We start from the raw sequence: 23,489 nt of genomic DNA, 5'->3' as shown, positions 1-23,489 counted from the left end.
TGCAATAGCCCGGCCAATGACGTCCCCGGGTCATCCGAAGATCTGAGGACGGTACAGGTGTATTTTCAGCCTCCGTACGGCGCGTCCGGCGCCTACCCCCCGAAGCAGGGAATGTACAACCCCGCGTTCGAGAAGGACGCATGCGGCCTCGCCATGGTCGCGACCCTGCGCGGTGAAGCCGGACACGACATCATCGCCCTCGCGCTCGAGGCGCTGAGAAATCTGGAGCACCGGGGAGCGATCGGCTCCGACGCCGGCACCGGAGACGGAGCGGGCATCCTCACGCAGATGCCGGACGCCTTCCTCCGCGCCGTCTGCGACTTCGACCTCCCGCCGCTGGGGGAGTACGCCGCCGGACTCGCCTTCCTCCCGCGCGACTCCGGAGAACGACGCCAGCAGAAGGCGGGCATCGAAAAGATCGCGCGCGAAGAGGGCCTGCGCGTCCTCGGATGGCGCGAGGTGCCGACCGCGAACGAGAACCTCGGCAAGCTCGCCGACGAGGCCCGTCCCGCTTTCGAGCAGCTGTTCGTGAGCGCCGGCGGAACCACGCACGCCGATGCACCCCTGACCGGCATCGCCCTCGATCGTGTCGCGTACCGCCTGCGCAAGCGCGCGGGACACGAGCTCGGCGCCTACTTCGTCACACTCTCCAGCCGCACGCTCGGCTACAAGGGCATGGTGACGACGCTGCAGCTCGAGCCGTTCTACCCCGACCTGCAGGACGAGCGGTTCGCCTCCGAGCTGGCCGTCGTGCACTCCCGTTACTCGACCAACACGTTCCCGTCGTGGCCGCTCGCGCAGCCGTTGCGCATGCTCGCCCACAACGGCGAGATCAACACGGTGGGCGGCAACCGCAACTGGATGCGCGCCCGCCAGTCGCAGCTCGAGTCGGAGCTGCTCGGCGACATGGCGCCGCTGCTGCCGATCTGCACGGAAGGCGCCAGCGACTCGGCATCCTTCGACGAGGTGCTCGAGCTCCTCACCCTCACCGGACGCAGCCTTCCGCACGCCATCATGATGATGGTCCCCGAAGCGTACGAGAAGCAGTCGGACATCTCACCCGAGCTGCGCGCGTTCTACGAGTACCACGCCAACCAGATGGAGCCGTGGGACGGTCCGGCCGCACTGATCTTCACCGACGGCACACTCGTCGGAGCCACGCTCGACCGCAACGGACTCCGCCCCGGCCGTTGGACCGAGACCACCGACGGGCTGATCGTGATCGGCTCGGAGACGGGTGTGCTCACCTTCGAGCCCGAGCGCATCAAGCGTCGCGGCCGACTCCAGCCCGGGAAGATGTTCCTCGTCGACACCGCACAGCGGCGCATCATCGAAGACGAGGAGATCAAGAACGAGCTTGCTCACCTGCACCCCTGGCAGGAGTGGCTCGACGCAGGATCGGTCCGGCTCGCAGACCTTCCGGAGCGCGAGCACATCGTGCATCCGCCCGCGTCGATCACCCGTCGTCAGCGGACCTTCGGGTACACCGAAGAAGAGGTGCGGCTCCTTCTCACGCCCATGGGTCAGAACGGCGTGGAGCCGCTCGGCGCCATGGGCTCGGACACCCCGATCGCCGTGCTGAGCAAGCGGCCGCGCCTGCTGTTCGACTACTTCACACAGCAGTTCGCGCAGGTGACGAATCCTCCACTGGATTCGATCCGCGAGGAGGTCGTGACGAGCCTCAAGCTGGGTCTCGGCCCCGAGCGGAACCTGCTGAGCTGGGGCCCGGAGCACACGCGCACGGTGTCGCTCGACTTCCCGGTCATCGACAACGATGAACTGGCGAAGATCCGGCACATCGACAAGGCGCTGCCCGGACGGTTCAGCGTCACGATCAAGGGCCTCTACCACTTCGACGCCGGCCCCCACACGCTCGCGGAGCGCCTGACCGAGATGTGCGCCGAGGTCGATGAGGCCATCGAGCGCGGCGCGGAGTTCATCATCCTGTCGGACCGCGACTCGAACAAGGACCTCACGCCGATCCCGTCGCTCCTCATGCTCTCGGCCGTGCATCACCATCTGATCCGCCGCGAGAACCGCATGAAGGTGGGTCTGATCGTCGAGGCCGGAGACGTCCGCGAAGTGCACCACGTCGCGACCCTCATCGGCTACGGCGCCTCCGCGATCAACCCGTATCTGGCGATGGAGACCGTCGAGCACCTGGTGCGCACCGGCTACATCACGGGCATCAGTCCCGAGAAGGCCGTGCGCAACCTGATCTACGCGCTCGGCAAGGGCGTGCTGAAGATCATGTCGAAGATGGGCATCTCCACGGTCTCGTCGTACGCCGGCGCGCAGGTCTTCGAGGCCGTCGGGCTGAGCCAGGAGTTCATCGACACGTACTTCACCCGCACCGAGTCGAAGCTCGGCGGGATCGGCATCGAGGAAATCTTCGCCGAGAATCAGGCGAGGCACGACTACGCGTACCCGGAGGACGCCGCCGCGCGTGCCCACGAACGGCTGTGGACCGGTGGCGAGTACCAGTGGCGCCGCGACGGCTCGCCGCACCTGTTCAATCCGGAGACGGTGTTCAAGCTCCAGCATTCGACCCGCGAGCGACGCTACGACATCTTCAGGCAGTACACGAAGCTCGTGGACGACCAGGCTGCCGAGCTGAAGACCCTGCGCGGGCTGTTCCGCCTGCGCACGGGCACGCGCAAGCCTGTTCCCCTCGACGAGGTCGAGCCGGTGTCGTCGATCGTGAAGCGGTTCTCCACGGGTGCCATGAGCTATGGCTCGATCTCGAAAGAGGCGCACGAGACCCTCGCGATCGCCATGAACCGGATCGGCGGCAAGTCGAACACCGGCGAGGGCGGCGAGGATCCCGACCGGCTCGTCGACCCCGAGCGGCGGAGCGCGATCAAGCAGGTCGCGTCGGGTCGCTTCGGCGTCACGAGCCTCTACCTCACCGAGGCCGACGACATCCAGATCAAGCTGGCGCAGGGTGCCAAGCCCGGCGAGGGCGGGCAGCTTCCGCCGCAGAAGGTGTATCCGTGGGTCGCGCGCACGCGCGGCGGCACCCCTGGAGTCGGTCTCATCTCGCCGCCTCCTCATCACGACATCTACTCGATCGAGGATCTCAAGCAGCTCATCTTCGATCTGAAGAGGGCGAACCCCGGTGCGCGCATCCACACCAAGCTCGTCAGCCAGTCGGGCATCGGCGCGGTCTCGGCCGGTGTCGCCAAGGCTCTCAGCGATGTGATCCTCGTGTCGGGCCACGATGGGGGCACCGGGGCGAGCCCGCTCAACTCCCTCAAGCACGCCGGCACACCGTGGGAGCTCGGCCTCGCCGAGACCCAGCAGACGCTCATGCTCAACGGCATGCGAGACCGCGTCGTCGTGCAGGTCGACGGTCAGCTCAAGACGGGCCGCGACGTCATCATCGGCGCGCTGCTCGGCGCGGAGGAGTTCGGTTTCGCGACCGCGCCCCTCGTCGTCAGCGGATGCATCATGATGCGCGTGTGCCATCTCGACACCTGCCCGGTCGGCGTCGCGACGCAGAATCCGGTGCTCCGGGAGCGCTTCACGGGCAAGCCGGAGTTCGTGGTGAACTTCATGGAGTTCATCGCGGAGGAAGTGCGCGAACTGCTCGCCGAGCTCGGATTCCGCTCCCTCGACGAGATCATCGGGCGCTCGGACCTCATCGAGGTCGACGCGGCTGTCGCGCACTGGAAGGCACAGGGACTCGACCTGTCGCCGATCCTCGAAGGCCCGGCGTCCCCGGCGGGGGAGCCGCGCCGGAGCCGGCGCGCCCAGGACCACGAGCTCGAGAAGCACTTCGACGTGCAGCTCATCGACGTGGCGAAGGATGCTCTGCTCAACGGCGACCCCGTCGTGGTCGAGCTGCCGATCGCCAACACCGAGCGAGCGGTGGGGACGATGCTCGGCCACCAGGTCACCGCGCGCTACGGTGCTGCCGGCCTGCCGCGTGAGACCATCGACGTCACGCTTCGGGGAACGGCCGGACAGTCGCTCGGAGCCTTCCTTCCTTCGGGGATCATCCTCCGGCTCGAGGGCGATGCGAACGACTACGTCGGCAAGGGCCTCTCCGGCGGAGACATCACGATCCGCCCGCCGCGCGGAGCGACGATCCGGCCGCACGAGAACGTGATCGCCGGCAACGTCATCGGCTACGGCGCCACGTCGGGGACGATGTTCATCTCCGGCATCGTCGGCGAGCGTTTCCTGGTGCGCAACTCCGGTGCGACCGCGGTCGTCGAGGGCGTGGGCGACCACGCGCTCGAGTACATGACCGGCGGTGTCGCGGTGATCCTCGGTCCGACGGGGCGCAACCTGGGTGCAGGCATGTCCGGGGGAGTGGCGTACGTCCGCGGCCTCGAGACGGCCAAGGTGAACGCCCAGTCGCTCGGCAGCGGCGAGCTGCTGCTCGAGCCGCTGGACCGCGCCGACCTCGAGGTGCTGCGGAGCCTCATCTCCGAGCACGTCGAGCGCACATCCTCGCCGCTGGGCGCGGAGATCCTCGAGCGGTTCGACGAGACCGCGTCCGAGTTCGTCAAGGTCCTCCCGCGCGACTACGCCGCCGTGCGCAGCATGCGCGAGGAGGCCGTGGCCGAGGGGATCGATCCCGACGGCGACATCGTGTGGAACCGCATCCTGGAGGTGACCGGTGGCTGATCCCAAAGGTTTTCTGAAGGTCACCGAGCGTGAGCTTCCCGCGCGCAGGCCGGTGCCGGTGCGCATCATGGACTGGAAAGAGGTGTACGAGCCCGGCGACCAGGCCGTGCTCCGCCGTCAGGCCAGCCGCTGCATGGACTGCGGTGTGCCGTTCTGCCACCAGGGGTGTCCACTGGGCAACCTCATCCCGGAGTGGAACGACCTCACGTGGCGCGGCGAGGGCCGCGCGGCGATCGAGCGCCTGCACGCGACGAACAACTTCCCCGAGTTCACCGGGAGGCTGTGTCCTGCTCCCTGCGAGAGCGCGTGCGTGCTCGGCATCAACCAGCCGGCCGTGACGATCAAGCAGATCGAGGTCTCGATCATCGACGAGGCGTTCGCGAAGGGCTGGGTCGAGCCGCAGCCGCCTGAGCGGCTCACCGGGAAGACGGTCGCCGTCGTCGGCTCCGGCCCGGCGGGACTCGCCGCAGCCCAGCAGCTCACCCGAGCGGGTCACACGGTCGCGGTGTTCGAGCGTGATGACCGCATCGGCGGTCTCCTGCGCTACGGCATCCCGGACTTCAAGATGGAGAAGACGCAGCTCGAGGCGCGCCTCCGCCAGATGCAGGAGGAGGGGACTCGCTTCCGCGCCGGTGTCGAGATCGGCAAGGACATCTCGTGGGCCGACCTGCGCGCGCGGTACGACGCCGTCGTGATCGCGACGGGTTCGACGGTTCCTCGCGATCTGCCGATCCCCGGCCGTGACCTCCACGGCGTGCATTTCGCCATGGAGTACCTCGTCGAGTCCAACCGTGCCGTCGCTGGCGACACGGTTCCCGACCAGATCACCGCCGCGGGGAAGCACGTCGTGGTGATCGGTGGTGGTGACACCGGTGCCGACTGCATCGGCACCGCGCACCGCCAGGGTGCGCTCAGCGTGACGAACCTCGCCATCGGCCGCCAGCCGAGCACGGAGCGGCCGCCCCACCAGCCGTGGCCGATGACGCCGACCGTCTTCGAGGTGTCGTCCGCTCACGAAGAGGGCGGTGAGCGCGTGTTCCTCGCCTCCACGGTCGAGTTCCTCGGGAACGAGGTCGGCGAGGTGCGTGCGCTGCGCGTCGCGGAGACCGAGTACGTCGATGGCCGCCGCGTCCCGAAGAGCGGGACCGAGCGGGAGATCCCGGCCGATCTCGTGCTGATCGCCATGGGCTTCACCGGCCCGGAGCAGCACGGATTCACCGATGATGTCCGTCCGCAGTTCACCGACCGGGGCAACTTCCAGCGCGACTCGTCCTACGAGTCGACGATCCCCGGCGTGTTCGTCGCCGGCGATGCCGGCCGCGGCCAGTCGCTCATCGTGTGGGCTATCGCCGAAGGGCGCGCGGCTGCGGCGAACGTGGATCGCTTCCTGATGGGGGAGACGGTGCTTCCCGAGCCGGTGCGTCCCACGGATGTCGCGATCGGGCTCCAGCCCGCGTAGGCTGAGCCAGGCACCGTCGCCTGATTTCTATCCCCCTCTACCCTGGAGAATCTGTTGAGACGCGCGAAAATCGTCGCCACCCTGGGACCAGCCACGTCCACGTACGAGACCGTGCGGGCCATCATCGAGGCCGGAGTGGATGTCGCCCGACTGAACCTCAGCCACGGTGACTACTCCGTGCACGACGCGAACTACGCCAACGTGCGTCGCGCCGCCGAGGACACGGGCCGTGCCGTTGCGGTTCTCGTCGACCTGCAGGGGCCGAAGATCCGTCTCGGGCGGTTCGAGGACGGCCCGTACGAACTCGCCGTCGGCGACACCTTCAAGATCACGACCGAGGACATCATCGGGAACCGGGAGATCTGCGGCACCACCTTCAAGGGCCTCCCGCAGGATGTGAAGCCGGGCGACTTCCTGCTCATCGACGACGGCAAGGTCCGCGTCGAGGTCGTCGAGACCGACGGCGTGACCGTCACGACGCGCGTCGTCGTCGCCGGCGCCGTCTCGAACAACAAGGGCATCAACCTGCCAGGAGTGGCCGTCAACGTGCCCGCCCTGAGCGAGAAGGACGAGGAAGACCTGCGCTGGGGCCTGCGGACCGGCGCCGACCTCATCGCGCTGTCGTTCGTGCGCAACGCCGCCGATGTCACGCGCGTGCACGAGATCATGTCGGAAGAGGGCGTGAAGATCCCCGTCATCGCCAAGATCGAGAAGCCGCAGGCGGTGGACGCGCTGGAGGAGATCGTCGACGCGTTCGACGGCATCATGGTCGCCCGTGGCGACCTCGGCGTCGAGCTCCCGCTGGAGGCCGTCCCGATCGTGCAGAAGCGCGCCGTCGAGCTCGCTCGCCGCAACGCCAAGCCCGTGATCGTCGCGACGCAGATGCTCGAGTCGATGATCTCGAGCCCGGTGCCGACTCGCGCGGAGACCTCGGACGTCGCCAACGCCGTGCTCGACGGCGCCGACGCCGTGATGCTGTCCGGCGAGACGAGCGTGGGGGAGTACCCCGTCGTCGTGGTCGAGACGATGGCCCGCATCATCGAATCGACCGAGGAGCACGGTCTGGAGCGCATCCCACCGCTCACCACCAAGCCACGGACCCAGGGCGGCGCGATCACGCTCGCCGCGCTCGAGGTCGCCGAGTTCGTCGAGGCGAAGTTCCTCTGCGTCTTCACGCAGTCCGGCGACTCGGCACGGCGCCTGTCGCGCCTGCGCTCGCGCATCCCCATGCTCGCCTTCACACCGGAGCCCGGCATCCGCCGCCGCATGGCGCTCACCTGGGGTCTCCGCTCGACGCTCGTCGAGATGGTGCAGCACACCGACCTGATGTATCACCAGGTCGACGAGTACCTTCTCGAGAACGGACTAGCGGCCGAGGGTGACAAGGTCGTCGTCATCTCCGGCTCGCCTCCTGGGATCATCGGCTCGACCAACGACCTGCGCGTGCACAAGGTCGGTGACGCCGTCCGCGGTGCTGCTCCGATCTACAAGACGGGGGTCTGAGGTCTCGTACGGTGCGCCGCGCTCTTCTGGGGTGCGGCGCACCGTCGTATCCGGACTCGGGAGGTCCGGGCATGCACCCCGGGTACGGTAGGGTCGTTCAGGGCCGGCGTGGCGGAATGGCAGACGCGGAGCACTCAAAATGCTTTGTCCGAGAGGGCGTGTGGGTTCGAGTCCCACCGCCGGCACCATACGAGAAGTCGCGGCGACGACGTCACGGGCGCGCCGCGCCCTCACCGCGTCGCCGAACTGCGTCCGATAGAATGAATCCGTGACCGAGCAAGAACAGGCTGAGCCCACGGCATCCGCACCCCGACGCGTCGTCGTCGCAGAAGACGAGTCGCTGATCCGTCTCGACATCGTCGAGATCCTCCGCGACAACGGCTTCGATGTGGTCGGCGAGGCAGGTGACGGCGAGACTGCCGTCGCGCTCGCGACCGAACTGCGTCCCGACCTCGTCATCATGGACGTGAAGATGCCTCAGCTCGACGGCATCAGCGCCGCTGAGAAACTGCACAAGGGCAACATCGCTCCGGTCGTCCTGCTCACCGCATTCAGCCAGAAGGAGCTGGTCGAGCGGGCGAGCGAGGCCGGCGCCCTCGCATACGTCGTCAAGCCCTTCACGCCCAACGACCTCCTCCCCGCGATCGAGATCGCGCTGGCGCGGCACGAGCAGATCATCACGCTCGAGGCCGAGGTCGCCGACATGGTCGAGCGCTTCGAGACCCGCAAGCTCGTCGACCGCGCGAAGGGTCTGCTGAACGAGAAGATGGGGCTCAGCGAGCCCGAGGCGTTCCGCTGGATCCAGAAGGCGTCGATGGACCGCCGCCTCACGATGCAGGACGTCGCCAAGGCGATCATCGAGCAGCTCGCGCCCAAGAAGTAGTCGTGCGTCCGCTCGGCGCGGAGCACCTTCTGCGCCCCGTGCAGGGCGGAGACGGTGCGGTTCCCGCGCGAGCGCACACGTCCAACCGTGAGCATCTCGCTCCCTGGGATCCGCTGCGGTCCCCAGCGGATCCTCGTCTCGTGGGCTCTCAGGCGTCCTGAGGGAGATCCTTGATCATGTTGGTGATGCGGATCGTCGAGCATCGCCGGCCCTGATCATCGGTCACCACGATCTCGTGCACCGTGATGCTGCGACCGAGATGCACAGGTGTGCAGACTCCGGTCACGAAGCCGGAGGTCGCCGACCGCGTGTGCGTCGCGTTGATGTCCACCCCGACCGCGAGCCGTCCAGGCCCGGCGTGGAGATTGGCTGCCATGGAGCCGAGCGACTCGCCAAGCACGACATAGGCGCCTCCGTGCATCAGGCCGACGGGCTGGGTGTTGCCTTCGACGGGCATGGTCGCCACGCAGCGCTCGAGGCTGAACTCGGTGAATCGCATGCCCATCTTCTCGGCGAGGGCACCCATTCCGCGGGCCGTCGCCCATTCGAGTCCTTCGCTCATCGCGACGTCGCTCATGCATCCTCCTCAGCGGGTGTCTGTCGTCCTCGTTAGGCTGACAGGGTGACGGACTCCGCAAAGCCTACCCTCATGGTCGTCGACGGCCACTCTCTCGCCTACCGGGCCTTCTTCGCCCTGCCGGTGGACAACTTCACCACCAAGGACAACCAGCACACGAACGCCATCTACGGCTTCCTCTCGATGCTGGTGAACCTCATCAAGGCCGAGAAGCCGACGCACATGGCGATCGCCTTCGACACGTCGCGGCACTCCTTCCGCACAGACGAGTACCCGGAGTACAAGGCGACGAGATCCGAGACGCCGCAGGAGTTCAAGGGGCAGATCCCGCTCCTGCAGGACTGCCTCGCGGCCATGTCGATCCCCGTGCTCACGAAGGAGGGCTTCGAGGCAGACGACATCCTCGCGACCCTCTCGACGCAGGGGGCCGCACAGGGGTACGACGTGCTCGTCGTATCGGGAGACCGCGACACGATCCAGCTCGTCACCGACGAGATCACCCTTCTCTACCCGTCGGTCCAGGGTGTGTCGCAGCTCAAGCGCTACGATCCGACGACCGTGATGGAGCGCTACGGCGTGCGCCCGGAGCAGTACCCCGACATCGCCGCGCTGGTGGGCGAGACGAGCGACAACCTCCCCGGCGTGCCCAAGGTGGGCGAGAAGACCGCGGTCAAGTGGCTGAGGCAGTTCGGCTCCCTCGACGAACTGCTGTCAAGGGCCGACGAGATCAAAGGCGTGGTGGGCGGCAATCTTCGCGAGCACATCGACGACGTCCGGCGCAATCGCAAGCTGAACCGTCTGCTCACCGACATCGAGCTGCCCGTCGGTCCGGGCGATCTCGGCGTGCAGCCGATCGACGCGCAGGCGGTCCGTGACATCTTCGCGCGACTCGAGTTCCGCACTCTGCTCCCGCGCGTTTTCGAGGCGGTCGGCGCCGGCGAGGTCGCCGACGACCCCGCGTCGGTCGTCGAGCTGCCGGTACCGGCTGAGGTCCCCGCGGCCGAGTTGGCGGAGTGGGCGGCGACGCGGTCCGGCGACGTCGCACTTCGGATCACGACCGTCGGCGGCCTGCCCGCGCGCATCGGCGCCGCCACCGAGTCCGAGCTCCGCGAGGTCGACTGGAACGACGAGACGGCCGCGGCTCTGCGGGAGTGGCTCGAGTCCGACCACCCCAAGGTGCTTCACGACGCCAAGCCGCAGGTGAAGGCCCTCCTTCGCGATGGCGTGCGCCTCGGTGGCCTCGCCTACGACACCAGCCTGGCCGGCTGGCTGCTGCGGCCGAGCTTCCCCGACAAGACGCTCAGCGACCTGGTGCAGCGGTACCTCGGCGAGAAGCTGCCCGAGGCCGATCCCTCGCAACTCGTCCCCGAGACGGAGGGGGCGACCCCGTCGCAGGAGGCGTGGTTCGCCCTCCGAGTCGCGACCGCTCTCCGCGACGACCTGCCCGCGGACGTCGCGAGAGTCCTGACCGACATCGAGCTGCCCACTCTCGTCACGCTCGCCGATATGGAGGTCGCCGGCGTCACCGTGTCGCACGATGTGCTGTCGACGTTCTCGGCGGAGCTGGGCGCGCGTGCGGACGGGCTCGCGCAGGAGGCCTTCGCCCTCGTGGGGAGGGAGTTCAACCTCGGCTCGCCCAAGCAGTTGCAGGAGGTGCTCTTCGACGACCTGCAGCTTCCCAAGACGCGGAAGACGAAGACCGGGTACTCCACGGATGCCGCGGTGCTGGCCGATCTTCAGGAGAGCCACCCGCATCCCTTCCTCGGCCTGCTTCTCCAGCACCGGGAGGCGACGAAGCTGCGTCAGATCATCGAGTCCCTCGACACGGCGATCGGCGCCGACCGCCGGATCCGGACGACCTACGTGCAGACCGGGAGCCAGACCGGGCGCCTGTCGAGCACCGATCCGAACCTGCAGAACATCCCGGTGCGCACGGAGGAGTCCCGCCGCATCCGCAGCGCGTTCCAGGTGGGAGAGGGGTACGAATCCCTGCTCACGGCGGATTATTCGCAGATCGAGATGCGCATCATGGCGCATCTCTCCGGCGACGAGGGCTTGATCGAAGCGTTCAACAGCGGTGAGGATCTGCATCGCTTCGTCGGTGCGCGGGTCTTCGGCGTCGCCCCGGCCGACGTGACGCCTGCCATGCGAACGAAGGTCAAGGCGATGTCGTACGGTCTCGTGTACGGGCTCTCGGCCTTCGGGCTCTCCAAGCAGCTTCGCATCGAGCAGGCCGAAGCCAAGCAGCTCATGGTCGAGTACTTCGCGCGATTCGGCGCCGTGCGCGACTATCTGCGAGCGTCGGTGATGAAGGCCAAGGAGGTCGGCTACACCGAGACGATCTTCGGACGACGCCGCCCGTTCCCCGACCTCTCTAGCCCCAACCGGGTTCTCCGCGAGAACGCGGAGCGCGCCGCCCTCAACGCTCCCATCCAGGGCAGCGCCGCCGACATCATGAAGATCGCGCTCTTCCACATCCACGACGACCTCCGCGCCGAGGGGCTGCGCTCACGCGTGCTGCTCCAGATCCACGACGAGCTCGTGGTGGAGGTCGCTCCGGGGGAGTGGGATGCCGCAGAGAGGATCGTGCGCACGCGCATGGGCGATGCCGCAGAGCTCTCGGTGCCGCTCGATGTGCAGGTCGGTCGCGGTCAGGACTGGAACGAGGCCGCCCACTGAGCGACGCGTGCTCGAACGTGCCGCAGCCCCAGAGCGGTGCACCAATATGATGCGACGGATGCCGCGGGCTAGGCTGGAGCGATGACTTCCGTACCTCGCACTCCGTCTGCCATCGACAAGGTCGCCGAGGCCTGGGTCGACAAGCTCACCGTCCTCGCACCGACCCTGGGCACGTACATCGGACGCACCGAGGTGAACGACCGCTTCGGCGACCTCAGCCCCGAAGGGCACGAGGAGATCGCCTCGGCGACACGCGCCACCGTCGCGGAGCTGACGGCCCTCGAGCCCGTCGACGCCATCGATGAGGTGACGAAGACCGACCTGCTGTCGGAGCTGACGCTCGACCTGGAGCTGCACGAGGCCGGCTGGCACCTGCGGGACCTGAACGTCATCGCCTCCGCCGCGCAAGACGTCCGCTCGGCGTTCGACCTCATGCCCACGGCGACCGCCGACGACTGGAGCGTCATCGCCACACGCCTGGCTGCGGTCCCTGATGCGCTCCGCGGGTACATCGAGACCCTGCGCGCAGGCATTGCAGCAGGCGTCACACCGGCCCGCAGGCAGGTGACGGAGGTGGCCACTCAGATCGACCGGTACACCGCCGACGACGGCTTCTTCGCCGCCTTCGTCGCGCACGCCGCCCCCGACGAGGGGAACCTCCCCGCCTCGCTCGCTCGCACGCTGGCCGACAACTCGGCCGCGGCACGGGTCGCCTACGACGGGTTGCGTCGTTTCCTCGCCGAGGAGCTCGCACCCGTCGCATCCGAAGACGATGCGGTCGGACGCGAGCTGTATGCCCTCAATTCCCGCCGTTTCCTGGGCGCCACCATCGATCTCGATGAGACGTACGAGTGGGGTCGTGACGAGCTGCAGCGCATGATCGCTGAGCAGACCGCGATCGCGAACGAGATCCTGCCAGGGGCGAGCGTCGAGGAGGCGGTGGCCCATCTGGAGGCGGATGCGTCCCGCAAGCTCGTGGGCACCGACGCTCTGCAGCGGTGGATGCAGGAGACCAGCGATCGGGCGGTGGCGGAGCTCGGAGCGACGCACTTCGACATCCCCGACGAGATCCGCACGCTGGAGTGCATGATCGCGCCGACTCAGGAAGGCGGGATCTACTACACCGCCCCGACGGATGACTTCTCCCGCCCTGGGCGCATGTGGTGGTCCGTCCCTGAGGGCGTGAACGAGTTCGACACGTGGCGCGAGCTCACGACCGTGTATCACGAGGGCGTGCCGGGGCATCACCTGCAGATCGCCCAGGCCGTGTACAACCGGGCCGAATTGAACTCCTGGCGTCGCCTTCTCGCCGGCACGTCCGGCCACGCGGAGGGCTGGGCTCTCTACGCCGAGCGCCTCATGGAGCAGCTGGGGTACCTCGACGATCCGGGCGACCGCCTCGGGATGCTCGATGGCCAGCGCATGCGTGCGGCCCGCGTGGTGCTCGACATCGGCGTGCACCTCGGCAAGCCGCGTCTCGAGGGTGACGGTGTGTGGGACGCTCCGTATGCGCTGGAGTTCATGCGCCGCAACGTGAACATGCCCGATCAGTTCGTGCAGTTCGAAGTGAACCGCTACCTCGGGTGGCCGGGCCAGGCGCCCTCGTACAAGGTCGGCCAGCGCATCTGGGAGCAGGTGCGCGACGCCTATCGCGCAGCGCGCGGCGACGCCTTCGACATCAAGGAGTTCCACAAGCGCGCCCTGGACATGGGTGGTGTCGGCCTCGACACGCTGCGCTCGGCGCTGCTGAACTGAGCCGGGAATGCGTCGGATCGACCCGATGTTCATTCACCTGAATAGGAAGGGCTGACATGGACATCGAGTTCGGTCTCGACACGTTCGGAGACATCACGCGCGGTCCCGACGGCGAGCTGCTCAGCGGTGCGCAGACGATCCGCAACATCGTGGCGCAGGCGGAGCTGGCGGATGCCGTCGGCGTGGAGTTCTTCGGGGTGGGGGAGCACCACCGCCCGGAGTTCGCGGTGTCGGCACCCGAGATGGTGCTCGCGGCCATCGCCTCGCGCACGCAACGGATCCGGCTCGGCACCGCGGTCACCGTGCTCTCGTCGGACGATCCCGTGCGGGTCTACGAGAGGTTCGCGACGCTCGACGCGGTCTCGAACGGTCGCGCGGAAGTCGTTCTCGGGCGAGGCTCGTTCATCGAGTCGTTCCCGCTCTTCGGCTACGACCTGCGCGATTACGATGCCCTGTTCGAGGAGAAGCTCGAGCTGTTCGTCGAACTCCTGAAGGAGAAGCCCGTCACCTGGTCCGGGACGATGCGGGCGCCACTGGAGAACGCCGACGTGTTCCCGAAGACGGAGCGCGGGCTGCGGACCTGGGTGGGCGTCGGCGGGAGCCCCGAGTCCGTCGTCCGCGTGGCCCGGCACGGTCTCGGACTCATGCTCGCGATCATCGGCGGGCCCGCCGGCAGGTTCCGGCCGTTCGTTGACCTCTACCACCGTTCGGTGGCGACGTTCGGCACGCGGTCCCACCCGGTGTCCGTGCATTCGCCGGGCCACGTCGCCGAATCGGATGCCGAGGCCTGGGACGCGGCGTACTCGGGGTTCGAGGCGATGAACGACACGATCGGTCGGGAACGCGGCTGGCCACCGTACAGTCGCGCTCGCTTCCAGAACGACGTGGGGCCGGAGGGCGCCCTGTACGTCGGCTCACCGGACCGGGTCGCCGCGAAGATCGCCGACACCGTCACCACGCTCGGGCTGGGGCGGTTCGACCTCAAGTACGCCACCGGCACCCTGTCTCATGAGGCGATGATGCGCAGCATCGAGCTCTACGGCACCGAGGTCATCCCTCGCGTCCGTCGTCTGCTCGCTGCTCACGACTGAGCTCGTAGGGGCGGTAACCGCCCCTACGATGAGTGTCATGGCCGACACCGTGCTGCCCAGCCGCGCCTCGCTCGCTGGCCGCCTCGACGATCTTCCGTTCACGCGCAGGCATCTGCGCCTGCTCACGGGCTCCGGCGTCGGCTGGGCGCTCGACGCGATGGACGTCGGGCTGATCTCGTTCGTGCTGGCTGCGCTCACGCAGCAGTGGGATCTCAGCAAGACCGAGGCGGGCTGGGTGGCGTCGGTCGGCTTCATCGGGATGGCCGTGGGCGCCGCACTGGGAGGTCTGATCGCCGATCGGCTCGGCCGACGGCAGGTCTTCGCGCTCACGCTGCTGATCTACGGCGTAGCGACCGGAGCGAGCGCGCTCGTCGGTTCGCTGGCCCTGCTCCTCATGCTGCGGTTCTTCGTCGGACTCGGGCTCGGCGCCGAACTGCCCGTGGCGTCGACGTATGTGAGCGAGTTCGCCCCTGCTCGCATCCGAGGTCGCCTCATCGTCGTCCTCGAAGCCTTCTGGGCCGTCGGGTGGACCGCATCCGCGGTCATCGGCTTCCTGGTGATCCCCGCGTCCGCCGAGGGCTGGCGGTGGGCGTTCGCGCTCGGTGCGCTGCCGGCAGCATACGCAGTGATCGTGCGATGGGTGATGCCGGAGTCGCCCCGCTGGCTGGCCTCGCGCGGACGCATCGCACAGGCCGACCGGATCGTCGCGGAGTTCGAAGCGGATGCCGGCATCGTCGCAGGTCCCGCCATCCGCAAAGAGCCCCCGTCACGGGCGATCGCCGTCACGGCTCGCGCGCGGCTCACCACACTGTGGAAGCCGGAGTTCCGCGTGCGCACAGCATCGCTGTGGCTCGTGTGGCTGTGCGTGAACTTCGCCTACTACGGCGCCTTCATCTGGATCCCGAGCATCCTCGTCGACGCGGGCTTCGGCCTCGTACGGTCGTTCGGCTTCACTCTCATCATCACTCTTGCGCAGATACCGGGGTACGCGGCTGCCGCCTGGCTGATCGAGGTGTGGGGGAGACGGGTGACGCTGTCGGTCTTCCTCGCAGGCTCGGCTGTGTCGGCCGTCGTCTTCGGCACCGCGTCGTCGGAGGTCGGCATCATCGCGGCAGGCATGGCGCTGTCGTTCTTCAACCTCGGCGCCTGGGGCGCTCTGTACGCCGTGTCGCCGGAGATCTATCCGACCTCGCTGCGCGCGACGGGAAGCGGCTGGGCTGCGGGCGTCGGACGCATCGCCTCGATCGTCGCACCGCTGACCGTGCCGGTGCTGCTCGCCGCAGGCGGAGCACCCACGCTGTTCGCCGTCTTCGCGATCTGCTTCGTGGTCGCGGCGATCGCCGCGTGGGGGCTCACCGACTCACGAGGCGCCGCACTCGACGACCGCTGAGCGATGCACGCGCCGGGGCGCCCCACGTGCGGCATAGGCTGGGGGCGTGACCGAAGTGCGTTTCGTGGCGATCGGAGACTCGTTCACCGAGGGGGTCGGGGACGTGCTCCCCGATGGGCGGGAGCGAGGCTGGGCCGACATCGCCGCCCAGGGATGGGCCGACGCGGCCGGGCACCCGATCAAGTACGCGAACCTCGCGATCCGCGGCAAGCTCGCCTGGCCGATCGTGGAACAGCAGCTGGAACCGGCCCTCGCGCTGCGGCCGACCCACCTGTCGTTCAACGGCGGCGGGAACGACATGCTTCGCCCGCGCACCGACATGGAGCACATCGCCGACGCGTTCAGCCGGGTGCTGCGCCGATGTGATGAGGAGGGCGTCACGTTGATCCTCCTGTCCGGCGCGAACCCCAGCGGCCAGCTGCCGATGGGACCGCTGATCCAACGCCGCGGCGACCAGCTCTCCGATGCGGTGCTCCGCCGGATCGAAGGCCGACCTGACGTCGTCCGTGCGCTGAACTGGGGCGACGCTGAGCTGTCGAAGCCGCAGTACTGGTCTGAGGATCGGCTGCACATGAACGCCGCGGGGCATCATCGCGTCGCGGCTCGTGTGCTGCACGCACTCGGCTTCGAGCCGCCGCAGTCGTGGTGGTCGCCCGCGGCCGCGGCGGCCGCGGGACCGAGCGGGCTGGCGTACTACCGGGAGTTCGTCGCACCATGGGTGCGACGACGCGTCACGCGGACCTCGTCGGGCGATGGGCGGACCGCGAAGTACCCGACGTGGGTCGACCGGACGCCGCAGGCATGAGAAACGCGCCGAACCGGCGGACGCCGTGAGCGACATCGAGCTGCAGCGCATCCCCGGGGGAACCGTGACGCTGCACGATGCCCGCCGCCGGGTGCAGCGGACGGTGGTGCTGGACGATTACGAGATCGGCGTGTTCCCGGTGACCGAAGAGCAGTTCGCCGAGGTGCTTCCGTTCCCGTCGCAGCATCCGCGGCGCCCCGCGTCGGGCGTCAGCTGGCAGCGCGCCGTTCGTTTCTGCAACGCCGCATCCGAGTGGGAGGGGTGGGATCCGGTCTACCGCTTCGACGGGGAAGAGGTCTTCTGGGACGTCACGGCCGACGGCTATCGGCTGCCCACCGAGGCCGAGTGGGAGTACGCCTGCCGCGCCGGTTCGACGGGGCCGCACTACGCGCCCCTCGCGGATGCCGCATGGACCGCCGCGGATGGCGTCTCGACGCCGCAGCCCGTCGGCGCGAAGCTGCCCAACCTGCACGGACTCTTCGACACCCTCGGGAACGTGTGGGAATGGTGCTGGGACCTGCTCGACCCTGCCCGATACGCGGACTACCGTGTGTTCCGCGGCGGCGGGTTCGCCGACGACGCATGGAGCGTCCGAGCATCGGTGCGACGCGGGTCGCTGCCTCGCGCGGAGCATGAGGACGTCGGTCTGCGCGTCGCCCGCGGCGCGTTCGAGACGCCGGGGGAGGCGCAGGGGTGGTCGGCCCGAGCGGACGACGAACGAGCGGTCGTCGACGGCGTGGTCCCCTTCGGCTGGACACCCCTCAGCCGCGGCCCGCGGTGACGATGCAGCCTCGGGTCTGCGGGGGAGAGGTGAGCGTCAGCGGCGGCGTTCCGGGTCGAGTCCCATCCGGATCCGCGTCCGCTTGCGTTCGACGAGGATGAAGATCGTCCCGATCACCCATAGGGGGAGCGGCATGAGGAAGGCCACCCGGAACGCGTCGAGAGAGTAGGTGTCCGGCGTGCCGGCGCCCTGCAGGTCGAGGACGAATCCGATGAGGAAGATCGCGATGAGCGCCGCGATGAAGCCTCCGGCGTTCGTGACTCCCGTCGCCGTGCTCAACCGGTGGGTCGGGTTGTGCGTGCGCGCATGGTCGAATGCGATCATCGATGCCGGGCCGCCCGTCGCCAGCGCGACAGCGAGGACGTAGAGCAGCCAGAGCGGCGCAGGACCGGGGAATGCGATCACCGCCACCCACGCGACGACCTGCACGCCGATGGCCGGGAGGACGAGAGCGAGGGAGCGGTGGTTCGGCAGCCGCCGTGAGAGATCACCGATGACAGGACCGAGCGCCATGCCTGCCACGACGTAGACCGAGATGATGCCGGCGGCGTGCCCGGTGTCGAGCCCCTGCGCCGCCGTGAGGAACGGCATCCCCCAGAGGAGCACGAACGCGGTCCCGGCGAACGGCGTCGTGAAATGCGACCAGAACGCCAGGCGCGTTCCGGGGTGCGCCCACGCGGCGCGGATGCCGACACCCGTGTCGATGGCGGACGTCACGACCCGGACGAGTCCCGTGTCTGTGTTGACGGTGACATCGGCACCGCGCTCCGGCGGGTGATTCCGGATGACGACGGCGACGAGGATCGTGAACAGCACGCCGAGACCGGCGATGCTCCCGAAGGTCACGCTCCACGTGGTGGCGTGCAGGAAGGCGGCAAGGGGCACGAGGGCGACGAGCTGCCCGGCCTGGCCGATGATGCCGGTGAACTGGACCATGAGAGGTCCGCGTTGAGCGGGGAACCACGTGGCGACCAGGCGCAGCACGGCCGGGAAGATGGCTGCGTCGCCGGCGCCGAGCAGCACCCGGGCGACGATCGCGATGCCGATGCTGGGGGAGAGGGCCATGGTCAGCTGCCCCGCTGCCATGAGCAGCATCCCGACCGTCATGACCGGGCGGGAGCCGTGGCGGTCCAGGAGCACGCCGATCGGGATCTGCATGCCTCCGTAGACCGCCAGTTGCACGACCGCGAAGAGCGCGAGCGTCGACGCATCCGCTTGGAATCTATCGGCCGCCTCGACGCCGACGGCCCCCAGGGACGTGCGGTTGGTGATCGCCAGCACGTACGCGGCCACGCCCACAGACCAGATCAGCCAGGCGCGCCACCCTGGTTCGGAGGAAAGAGAAGGGGAGTCGCGCTGCACCCTTCTACGCTACTCCTGCGCACGCCGCGCTCTGGACGAGCGCCGCCTGGCGCGTTTCAGTCCCATGACCTGAACATCAGGGGAGAGGAGCCCAAGCCCCCGCCATCCGCTCCGCTCGTAGAGCCGCACGGCGGCATCGGCGGCGTCGGTTGTCGTGCTCAACAGACACCGTCCCGTCACGCCATCGAGGAGCGCGTCATGGAGTGCTCGCCCGATTCCAGCACCGCGCTCGGACGACAGGACACCGAGTTCTACGAACTCGAAATGACCACCCACCCATTCGTCGGCGATGTGCGCGGGAAGGCTCAGGTTGACGAGGTCGGTCCAGTACTGCCCCGGTCGGCCTGTGTACCCCCAGCTGAATCCCAGCACCGTGTCGCCCTCGGCGGCGATCGCAAGTCTGAATCCGTCGCGCTGCGAGTGGCGCGTGAACATCTCGCGGTTCCAGGTGTCGTAGTCAGGGCTGTCGTCGAACACCGATGAATAGCACCGCCACACCGCAGCACTCATTGCAGCGGCCTCCGCGCCATTGAACAGGACGAGCTTCGAGGCGTCGAACGGAGCTTCAGACATCGCGGCAGACGTCGATCGTTCGCACTCCCATGCTTCTCTCCGCTCCGTGTCCTTTCTCAAAGCCCGAGCGTCTCACAGTTGCTCGCGCTCGGGCGCGGGGGAGGTCGCCATCGTGTTGCCGCTTCGGGCGGCGCTGGTCGCTATGATCCGGTTGTTCTGACATAATGTGCATTATCGGCTAATGCTCATCCGACGGGAATGCCGGATTCCCGCAGGCCGGTGGCGATCTGGCGCACCGTCGCCAGTACACGCACGGCGGCGTCTCGGCCTGTCGCGCTGACGGCGTCGTCGATCCGCGAGGCCACGTACGAGGTCTTGACCCGCGCCGCGTGCAGTGCTGCGCGCCCTTCGTCACTGAGCCGCACGCGACCACCCTCCCGCACCAGCAATCCCACGACGGACATCCGCTCGAGGGCCACGTCGACGTCGCGCGACCGCGCAACGACCGCATTCCGCAGATCCGCGATCGCCGATGGCCCAGCACTGAGGGTGTTCGCCACCACCCATTCCGCCATGGACGCGAACGGGCTGTCTGCGAGGACGCGCTCCGCAAGCAGTGCAGCGAGCGTCCGCTCCGTGTGACCGATCTCTTGTTGCAGTGGTGTGCGCATCTCAGCTCCTATATCGTTGGTACAGCCAACATAACATAATGTTGGTGACACCAATAGATGGATTGCTGATGCCTTTCACAGAGCTGCCCACATGGATGCTGAGCCAGGCGCACCAGCGCGCACACAGCATCCTCGCCGCGAAGCTCGGCGAGGTCGATGCCCGCGGGTACGACTTTCGAATCCTGGACGTCCTCGCCGACAGCCCCACTCCCCTCTCCCAGATCGCGATCGGCTCACGTGCTCGCCTGGACCGCCGCGATGTGGCCGTCACGCTTACCGCTCTGGAGGAGCGGGGGTTCGTCGCGCGCCACCCGGATCCCGATGACGCACGTCGCAACCTCGTCTCGCTGACGGACGCGGGCCTGGATCGCCGGCAGCTTCTCGAAGCGCTGGCCGCTGATGCGCAGGAGGAGCTGCTCTCCGCTCTCGACACCGAGGCCCGCGAGGCGTTCCTCGGTGCTCTCCGCCTCGTCGCAGGCAGCAGCGGGCGCGAGCGCGGCTCCACGGCGCCCACCTCGAATGCGTGAAGTTCCCTGATGGGAATGGGCCGTCGCTGAGTCAGCGCGGCCGACTCGACAGCGCTGACCGACGACAGGTCAGGCGCCGACGTACTCGGCGAGATGCTCGCCGGTGAGAGTCGAGCGCGCGGCCACCAGTTCCGCAGGCGTGCCTTCGAACACGACACGTCCGCCGTCATGCCCCGCGCCAGGCCCGACGTCGATGATCCAGTCCGCATGCGCCATGACGGCCTGGTGATGTTCGATGACGATCACCGTCTTGCCCGAATCCACCAGACGGTCGAGCAGCCCGAGGATGTTGTCGACATCGGCGAGATGAAGACCTGTGGTGGGCTCGTCGAGCACGTACACGTCGCCCTTCTCCCCCATTTGGATGGCCAGCTTGATGCGCTGGCGCTCACCACCCGACAGGGTCGACAACGGCTGTCCGAGCGACAGGTAGCCGAGCCCGACGTCTTCGAGCCGGCCCAGGATCGCCGCTGCCACGGGAAGCTTCGCCTCGCCCTCCGAGAAGAACGCACGTGCCTCCGACACCGGAAGGTCGAGGACCTCGGTGATGTCCTTGCCTGCGAGCTTGTACTCGAGAACCGCCGCCTGGAAGCGCTTGCCACCACAGTCCTCGCACGGAGTCTCGATCGTGTCCATGAACCCCAGCTCGGTGATGATCACCCCGGCGCCCTTGCAGGTGGGGCACGCGCCCTCGGAGTTCGCGCTGAAGAGCGCGGGCTTGACGCCGTTGGCTTTCGCGAAAGCCTTGCGGATCGGCTCCAGGAGGCCCGTGTACGTCGCGGGGTTGCTTCGACGCGAGCCCTTGATCGCGCTCTGGTCGATCGACACGACCCCGTCGCGCGGCGTGACCGATCCGTGGATCAGTGAGCTCTTGCCTGATCCCGCGACGCCGGTGACGACGGTGAGCACGCCCTTCGGGATGTCCACGTCGACGTTCTGCAGGTTGTTGGTCGACGCACCCCGGACCTCGATCGTCCCGTTCCCGCGCCGCACTTCAGGCTTGAGGCTCGCGCGATCGTCGAGGTGATCACCTGTCAGGGTGCCGCTGCGCTTCAGCCCGTCGACCGTGCCTTCGAAACAGATCTCACCGCCCCGGCTGCCTGCGCCCGGCCCGAGGTCGATCACATGATCGGCGATCGCGATCGTCTCGGGCTTGTGCTCGACGACGAGCACCGTGTTGCCCTTGTCCCGCAGTTGCAGAAGCAGGCCGTTCATCCGCTGGATGTCGTGCGGGTGCAGGCCGATGGTCGGTTCGTCGAACACGTAGGTCACGTCGGTGAGCGATGAGCCGAGGTGGCGCAGCATCTTGATGCGCTGCGCCTCTCCCCCGGACAGCGTGCCTGAGGGACGCTCCAAGCTGAGGTATCCGAGGCCGAGCGTCACGAAGGCGTCGAGATTGGCGCTCAGCGCGGCAAGGAGCGGCGCCGCACCGGGGAGGTCGAGTCCGCGCACCCAGTCCGCGAGGTCCGTCACCTGCATGCGGCAGGCATCCGCGATGCTGATGCCGTCGATCTTCGACGAGCGCGCACCCTCGGTCAGGCGGGTGCCGTCGCAGTCCGGACACGTCTTGAACGTCGCCACGCGTTCCACGAACGCACGGATGTGCGGCTGCAGCGCGTCGAGGTCCTTCGAGAGCATCGACTTCGTGATCTTGGGGATGAGCCCCTCGTACGTCATGTTGATGCCGGAGATCTTGACCTTGGTGACCTCGCCGTAGAGGAAGAGGTGCCGTTGCTTCTCGGAGAACTCCGCGATCGGCTTGTCCGCCGGATAGAAGCCGGACTCGGAGAATCCCTTCACCATCCAGCCGTCCGCCGTGTACCCCGGCACCATGATCGCGCCGTCGTTGAGCGACTTCGACTCGTCGACGATCTTACTGAGGTCGAGATCGGAGACCGCTCCCCTGCCCTCGCACCGAGGGCACATGCCTCCGAGATAGATCGCGTCCTTCACGATCTTCTTCTCGCCCCCGGGGCCCGTCATCACACCGCTGGCCTTCTGCGTCGGGATGTTGAACGAGAACGCCGTCGGCCCGCCGATGTAGGGCCGGCCGAGCTTGGAGAAGAGGATGCGCAGCATGGCGTTCGCGTCCGTCACCGTGCCGACGGTGGACCGACGGTTCGCCCCGAGGCGCTCCTGGTCGACGATGATCGCGGTCGTCAGTCCCTCGAGCACGTCGACGTCGGGACGCGGCACAGAGGGCATGAAGCCCTGCACGAACGCGCTGTACGTCTCGTCGATCATGCGGCGCGACTCCGCCGCGATCGTGTCGAAGACCAGCGAGCTCTTGCCCGAGCCCGAGACGCCTGTGAACACGGTCAGCCGGCGCTTCGGGATCTCGACGCTGACGTCCTTCAGGTTGTTCTCCCGCGCGCCCTGCACGCGGATGAGGTCGTGGGTGTCTGCGGGGTGCTGCGGCATGCTCGGGTGTTCCTCTCGATCAGGCGGTCTGCTGCAGACGCACCATGTTGCCGGCGGGGTCGCGGAAGGCACAGTCCCGGATGCCGTACGGCTGGTCGATCGGCTCCTGCACGACGTCGGCGCCCTTCGCCTCGATCTCAGCGTACGCGGCGTCGACGTCGGGGGTGGCGAGCACGATGCCGCCGTAGCTGCCCTTCGCCATAAGCTCGAGGATGGTCGCCCTCTCACTCTCACTGATGCCGGGGTCGACGGCAGGAGGAGTGAGAACGATGGCCGTGTCCGGCTGACCGACGGGGCCGACGGTGATCCAGCGCATCTGCTCGTAGCCGACGTCCTTGCGGACCTCGAAGCCGAGCACGTCGCGGTAGAAGGCGACGGATGCCTCGGCATCCGTCTGCGGGAGGAAACTGGCGTTGATCGTGATGTCCATGTCCTCG

The 23,489-nt window shown here is 68.0% G+C and carries 17 protein-coding genes and 1 tRNA gene; 12 read left to right on the top strand and 6 right to left on the bottom strand.

Annotation, left to right across the window (positions count from 1 at the left end; all coding sequences use genetic code 11):
- Positions 1–111: 111 nt before the first annotated feature.
- The 5 genes from gltB to AB663_RS12260 all read left to right on the top strand — a co-directional run bounded on the left by gltB (position 112) and on the right by AB663_RS12260 (position 8,480).
- Positions 112–4,635, top strand: a complete 4,524-nt coding sequence (gene gltB, locus AB663_RS12280; RefSeq protein ID WP_157541052.1) for a glutamate synthase large subunit — start codon at positions 112–114, stop codon at positions 4,633–4,635.
- The gene (locus tag AB663_RS12275; protein WP_067199477.1) at positions 4,628–6,094 is read left to right on the top strand and encodes a glutamate synthase subunit beta; all 1,467 of its coding nucleotides are present in this window, start codon (positions 4,628–4,630) and stop codon (positions 6,092–6,094) included. Before gltB ends, AB663_RS12275 begins: the two co-directional genes overlap by 8 nt.
- Positions 6,095–6,148: 54 nt before the next feature.
- Positions 6,149–7,597: a pyruvate kinase gene (pyk, locus tag AB663_RS12270; RefSeq protein WP_067199474.1), complete on the top strand. Its 1,449-nt coding sequence runs from the start codon at positions 6,149–6,151 to the stop codon at positions 7,595–7,597.
- A 102-nt stretch (positions 7,598–7,699) separates the two neighbouring features.
- Positions 7,700–7,785, top strand: a tRNA-Leu gene (locus AB663_RS12265).
- Between the two features lie 80 nt (positions 7,786–7,865).
- On the top strand, positions 7,866–8,480 hold the full coding sequence (locus AB663_RS12260; protein WP_067199471.1) for an ANTAR domain-containing response regulator: 615 nt from the start codon (positions 7,866–7,868) through the stop codon (positions 8,478–8,480).
- Between the two features lie 148 nt (positions 8,481–8,628).
- Here AB663_RS12260 and AB663_RS12255 read toward each other — a convergent pair whose 3' ends face one another.
- Positions 8,629–9,057: a hotdog fold thioesterase gene (locus AB663_RS12255; RefSeq protein WP_067199468.1), complete on the bottom strand. Its 429-nt coding sequence runs from the start codon at positions 9,055–9,057 to the stop codon at positions 8,629–8,631.
- A 45-nt stretch (positions 9,058–9,102) separates the two neighbouring features.
- Here AB663_RS12255 and polA point away from each other — a divergent pair, with 45 nt between their 5' ends.
- The 6 genes from polA to AB663_RS12225 all read left to right on the top strand — a co-directional run bounded on the left by polA (position 9,103) and on the right by AB663_RS12225 (position 17,558).
- Entirely contained in the window at positions 9,103–11,736 is a 2,634-nt protein-coding gene (gene polA / locus AB663_RS12250; RefSeq protein WP_067199465.1) for a DNA polymerase I, read from the top strand.
- 81 nt (positions 11,737–11,817) lie between these two features.
- Positions 11,818–13,491: a DUF885 domain-containing protein gene (locus tag AB663_RS12245; RefSeq protein ID WP_067199461.1), complete on the top strand. Its 1,674-nt coding sequence runs from the start codon at positions 11,818–11,820 to the stop codon at positions 13,489–13,491.
- Between the two features lie 56 nt (positions 13,492–13,547).
- Positions 13,548–14,582 (top strand): LLM class flavin-dependent oxidoreductase, encoded by a 1,035-nt coding sequence (locus AB663_RS12240; protein WP_067199457.1) that lies wholly within the window; start codon positions 13,548–13,550, stop codon positions 14,580–14,582.
- 37 nt (positions 14,583–14,619) lie between these two features.
- A complete protein-coding gene (locus AB663_RS12235) occupies positions 14,620–15,972 on the top strand; it encodes an MFS transporter (RefSeq protein ID WP_067199454.1) in 1,353 nt (450 codons plus the stop codon).
- Between the two features lie 55 nt (positions 15,973–16,027).
- Entirely contained in the window at positions 16,028–16,777 is a 750-nt protein-coding gene (locus AB663_RS12230) for an SGNH/GDSL hydrolase family protein (protein ID WP_067202693.1), read from the top strand.
- A 25-nt stretch (positions 16,778–16,802) separates the two neighbouring features.
- Complete coding sequence (locus AB663_RS12225; RefSeq protein ID WP_067199449.1) at positions 16,803–17,558, top strand: formylglycine-generating enzyme family protein; 756 nt, start codon at positions 16,803–16,805, stop codon at positions 17,556–17,558.
- 36 nt (positions 17,559–17,594) lie between these two features.
- Here the strand turns inward: AB663_RS12225 and AB663_RS12220 are convergent, their stop codons facing one another.
- The 3 genes from AB663_RS12220 to AB663_RS12210 form a co-directional block, all read right to left on the bottom strand.
- On the bottom strand, positions 17,595–18,869 hold the full coding sequence (locus AB663_RS12220; protein ID WP_198147978.1) for an MFS transporter: 1,275 nt from the start codon (positions 18,867–18,869) through the stop codon (positions 17,595–17,597).
- A gap of 60 nt (positions 18,870–18,929) precedes the next feature.
- Positions 18,930–19,493, bottom strand: coding sequence for a GNAT family N-acetyltransferase (locus AB663_RS12215; RefSeq protein WP_067199441.1), 564 nt, complete (start codon positions 19,491–19,493; stop codon positions 18,930–18,932).
- 185 nt (positions 19,494–19,678) lie between these two features.
- Positions 19,679–20,104 (bottom strand): hypothetical protein, encoded by a 426-nt coding sequence (locus tag AB663_RS12210; RefSeq protein ID WP_067199438.1) that lies wholly within the window; start codon positions 20,102–20,104, stop codon positions 19,679–19,681.
- Positions 20,105–20,172: 68 nt separating this feature from the next.
- Between AB663_RS12210 and AB663_RS12205 the strand changes: the two genes are divergently transcribed.
- Positions 20,173–20,631: a MarR family winged helix-turn-helix transcriptional regulator gene (locus tag AB663_RS12205; RefSeq protein WP_067199435.1), complete on the top strand. Its 459-nt coding sequence runs from the start codon at positions 20,173–20,175 to the stop codon at positions 20,629–20,631.
- Between the two features lie 69 nt (positions 20,632–20,700).
- Here AB663_RS12205 and AB663_RS12200 read toward each other — a convergent pair whose 3' ends face one another.
- Both AB663_RS12200 and AB663_RS12195 read right to left on the bottom strand, forming a co-directional pair.
- The gene (locus AB663_RS12200; RefSeq protein WP_067199432.1) at positions 20,701–23,052 is read right to left on the bottom strand and encodes an ATP-binding cassette domain-containing protein; all 2,352 of its coding nucleotides are present in this window, start codon (positions 23,050–23,052) and stop codon (positions 20,701–20,703) included.
- A gap of 19 nt (positions 23,053–23,071) precedes the next feature.
- Positions 23,072–23,482, bottom strand: a complete 411-nt coding sequence (locus AB663_RS12195) for a VOC family protein (protein WP_067199429.1) — start codon at positions 23,480–23,482, stop codon at positions 23,072–23,074.
- Positions 23,483–23,489 lie beyond the last annotated feature (7 nt).

The sequence above is a fragment of the Microbacterium sp. XT11 genome (assembly GCF_001513675.1).
Taxonomy (GTDB): Bacteria; Actinomycetota; Actinomycetes; order Actinomycetales; family Microbacteriaceae; genus Microbacterium.
Note: the sequence above shows the minus strand (reverse complement) of the source record. Positions and strands in the feature narration are given on the sequence as shown.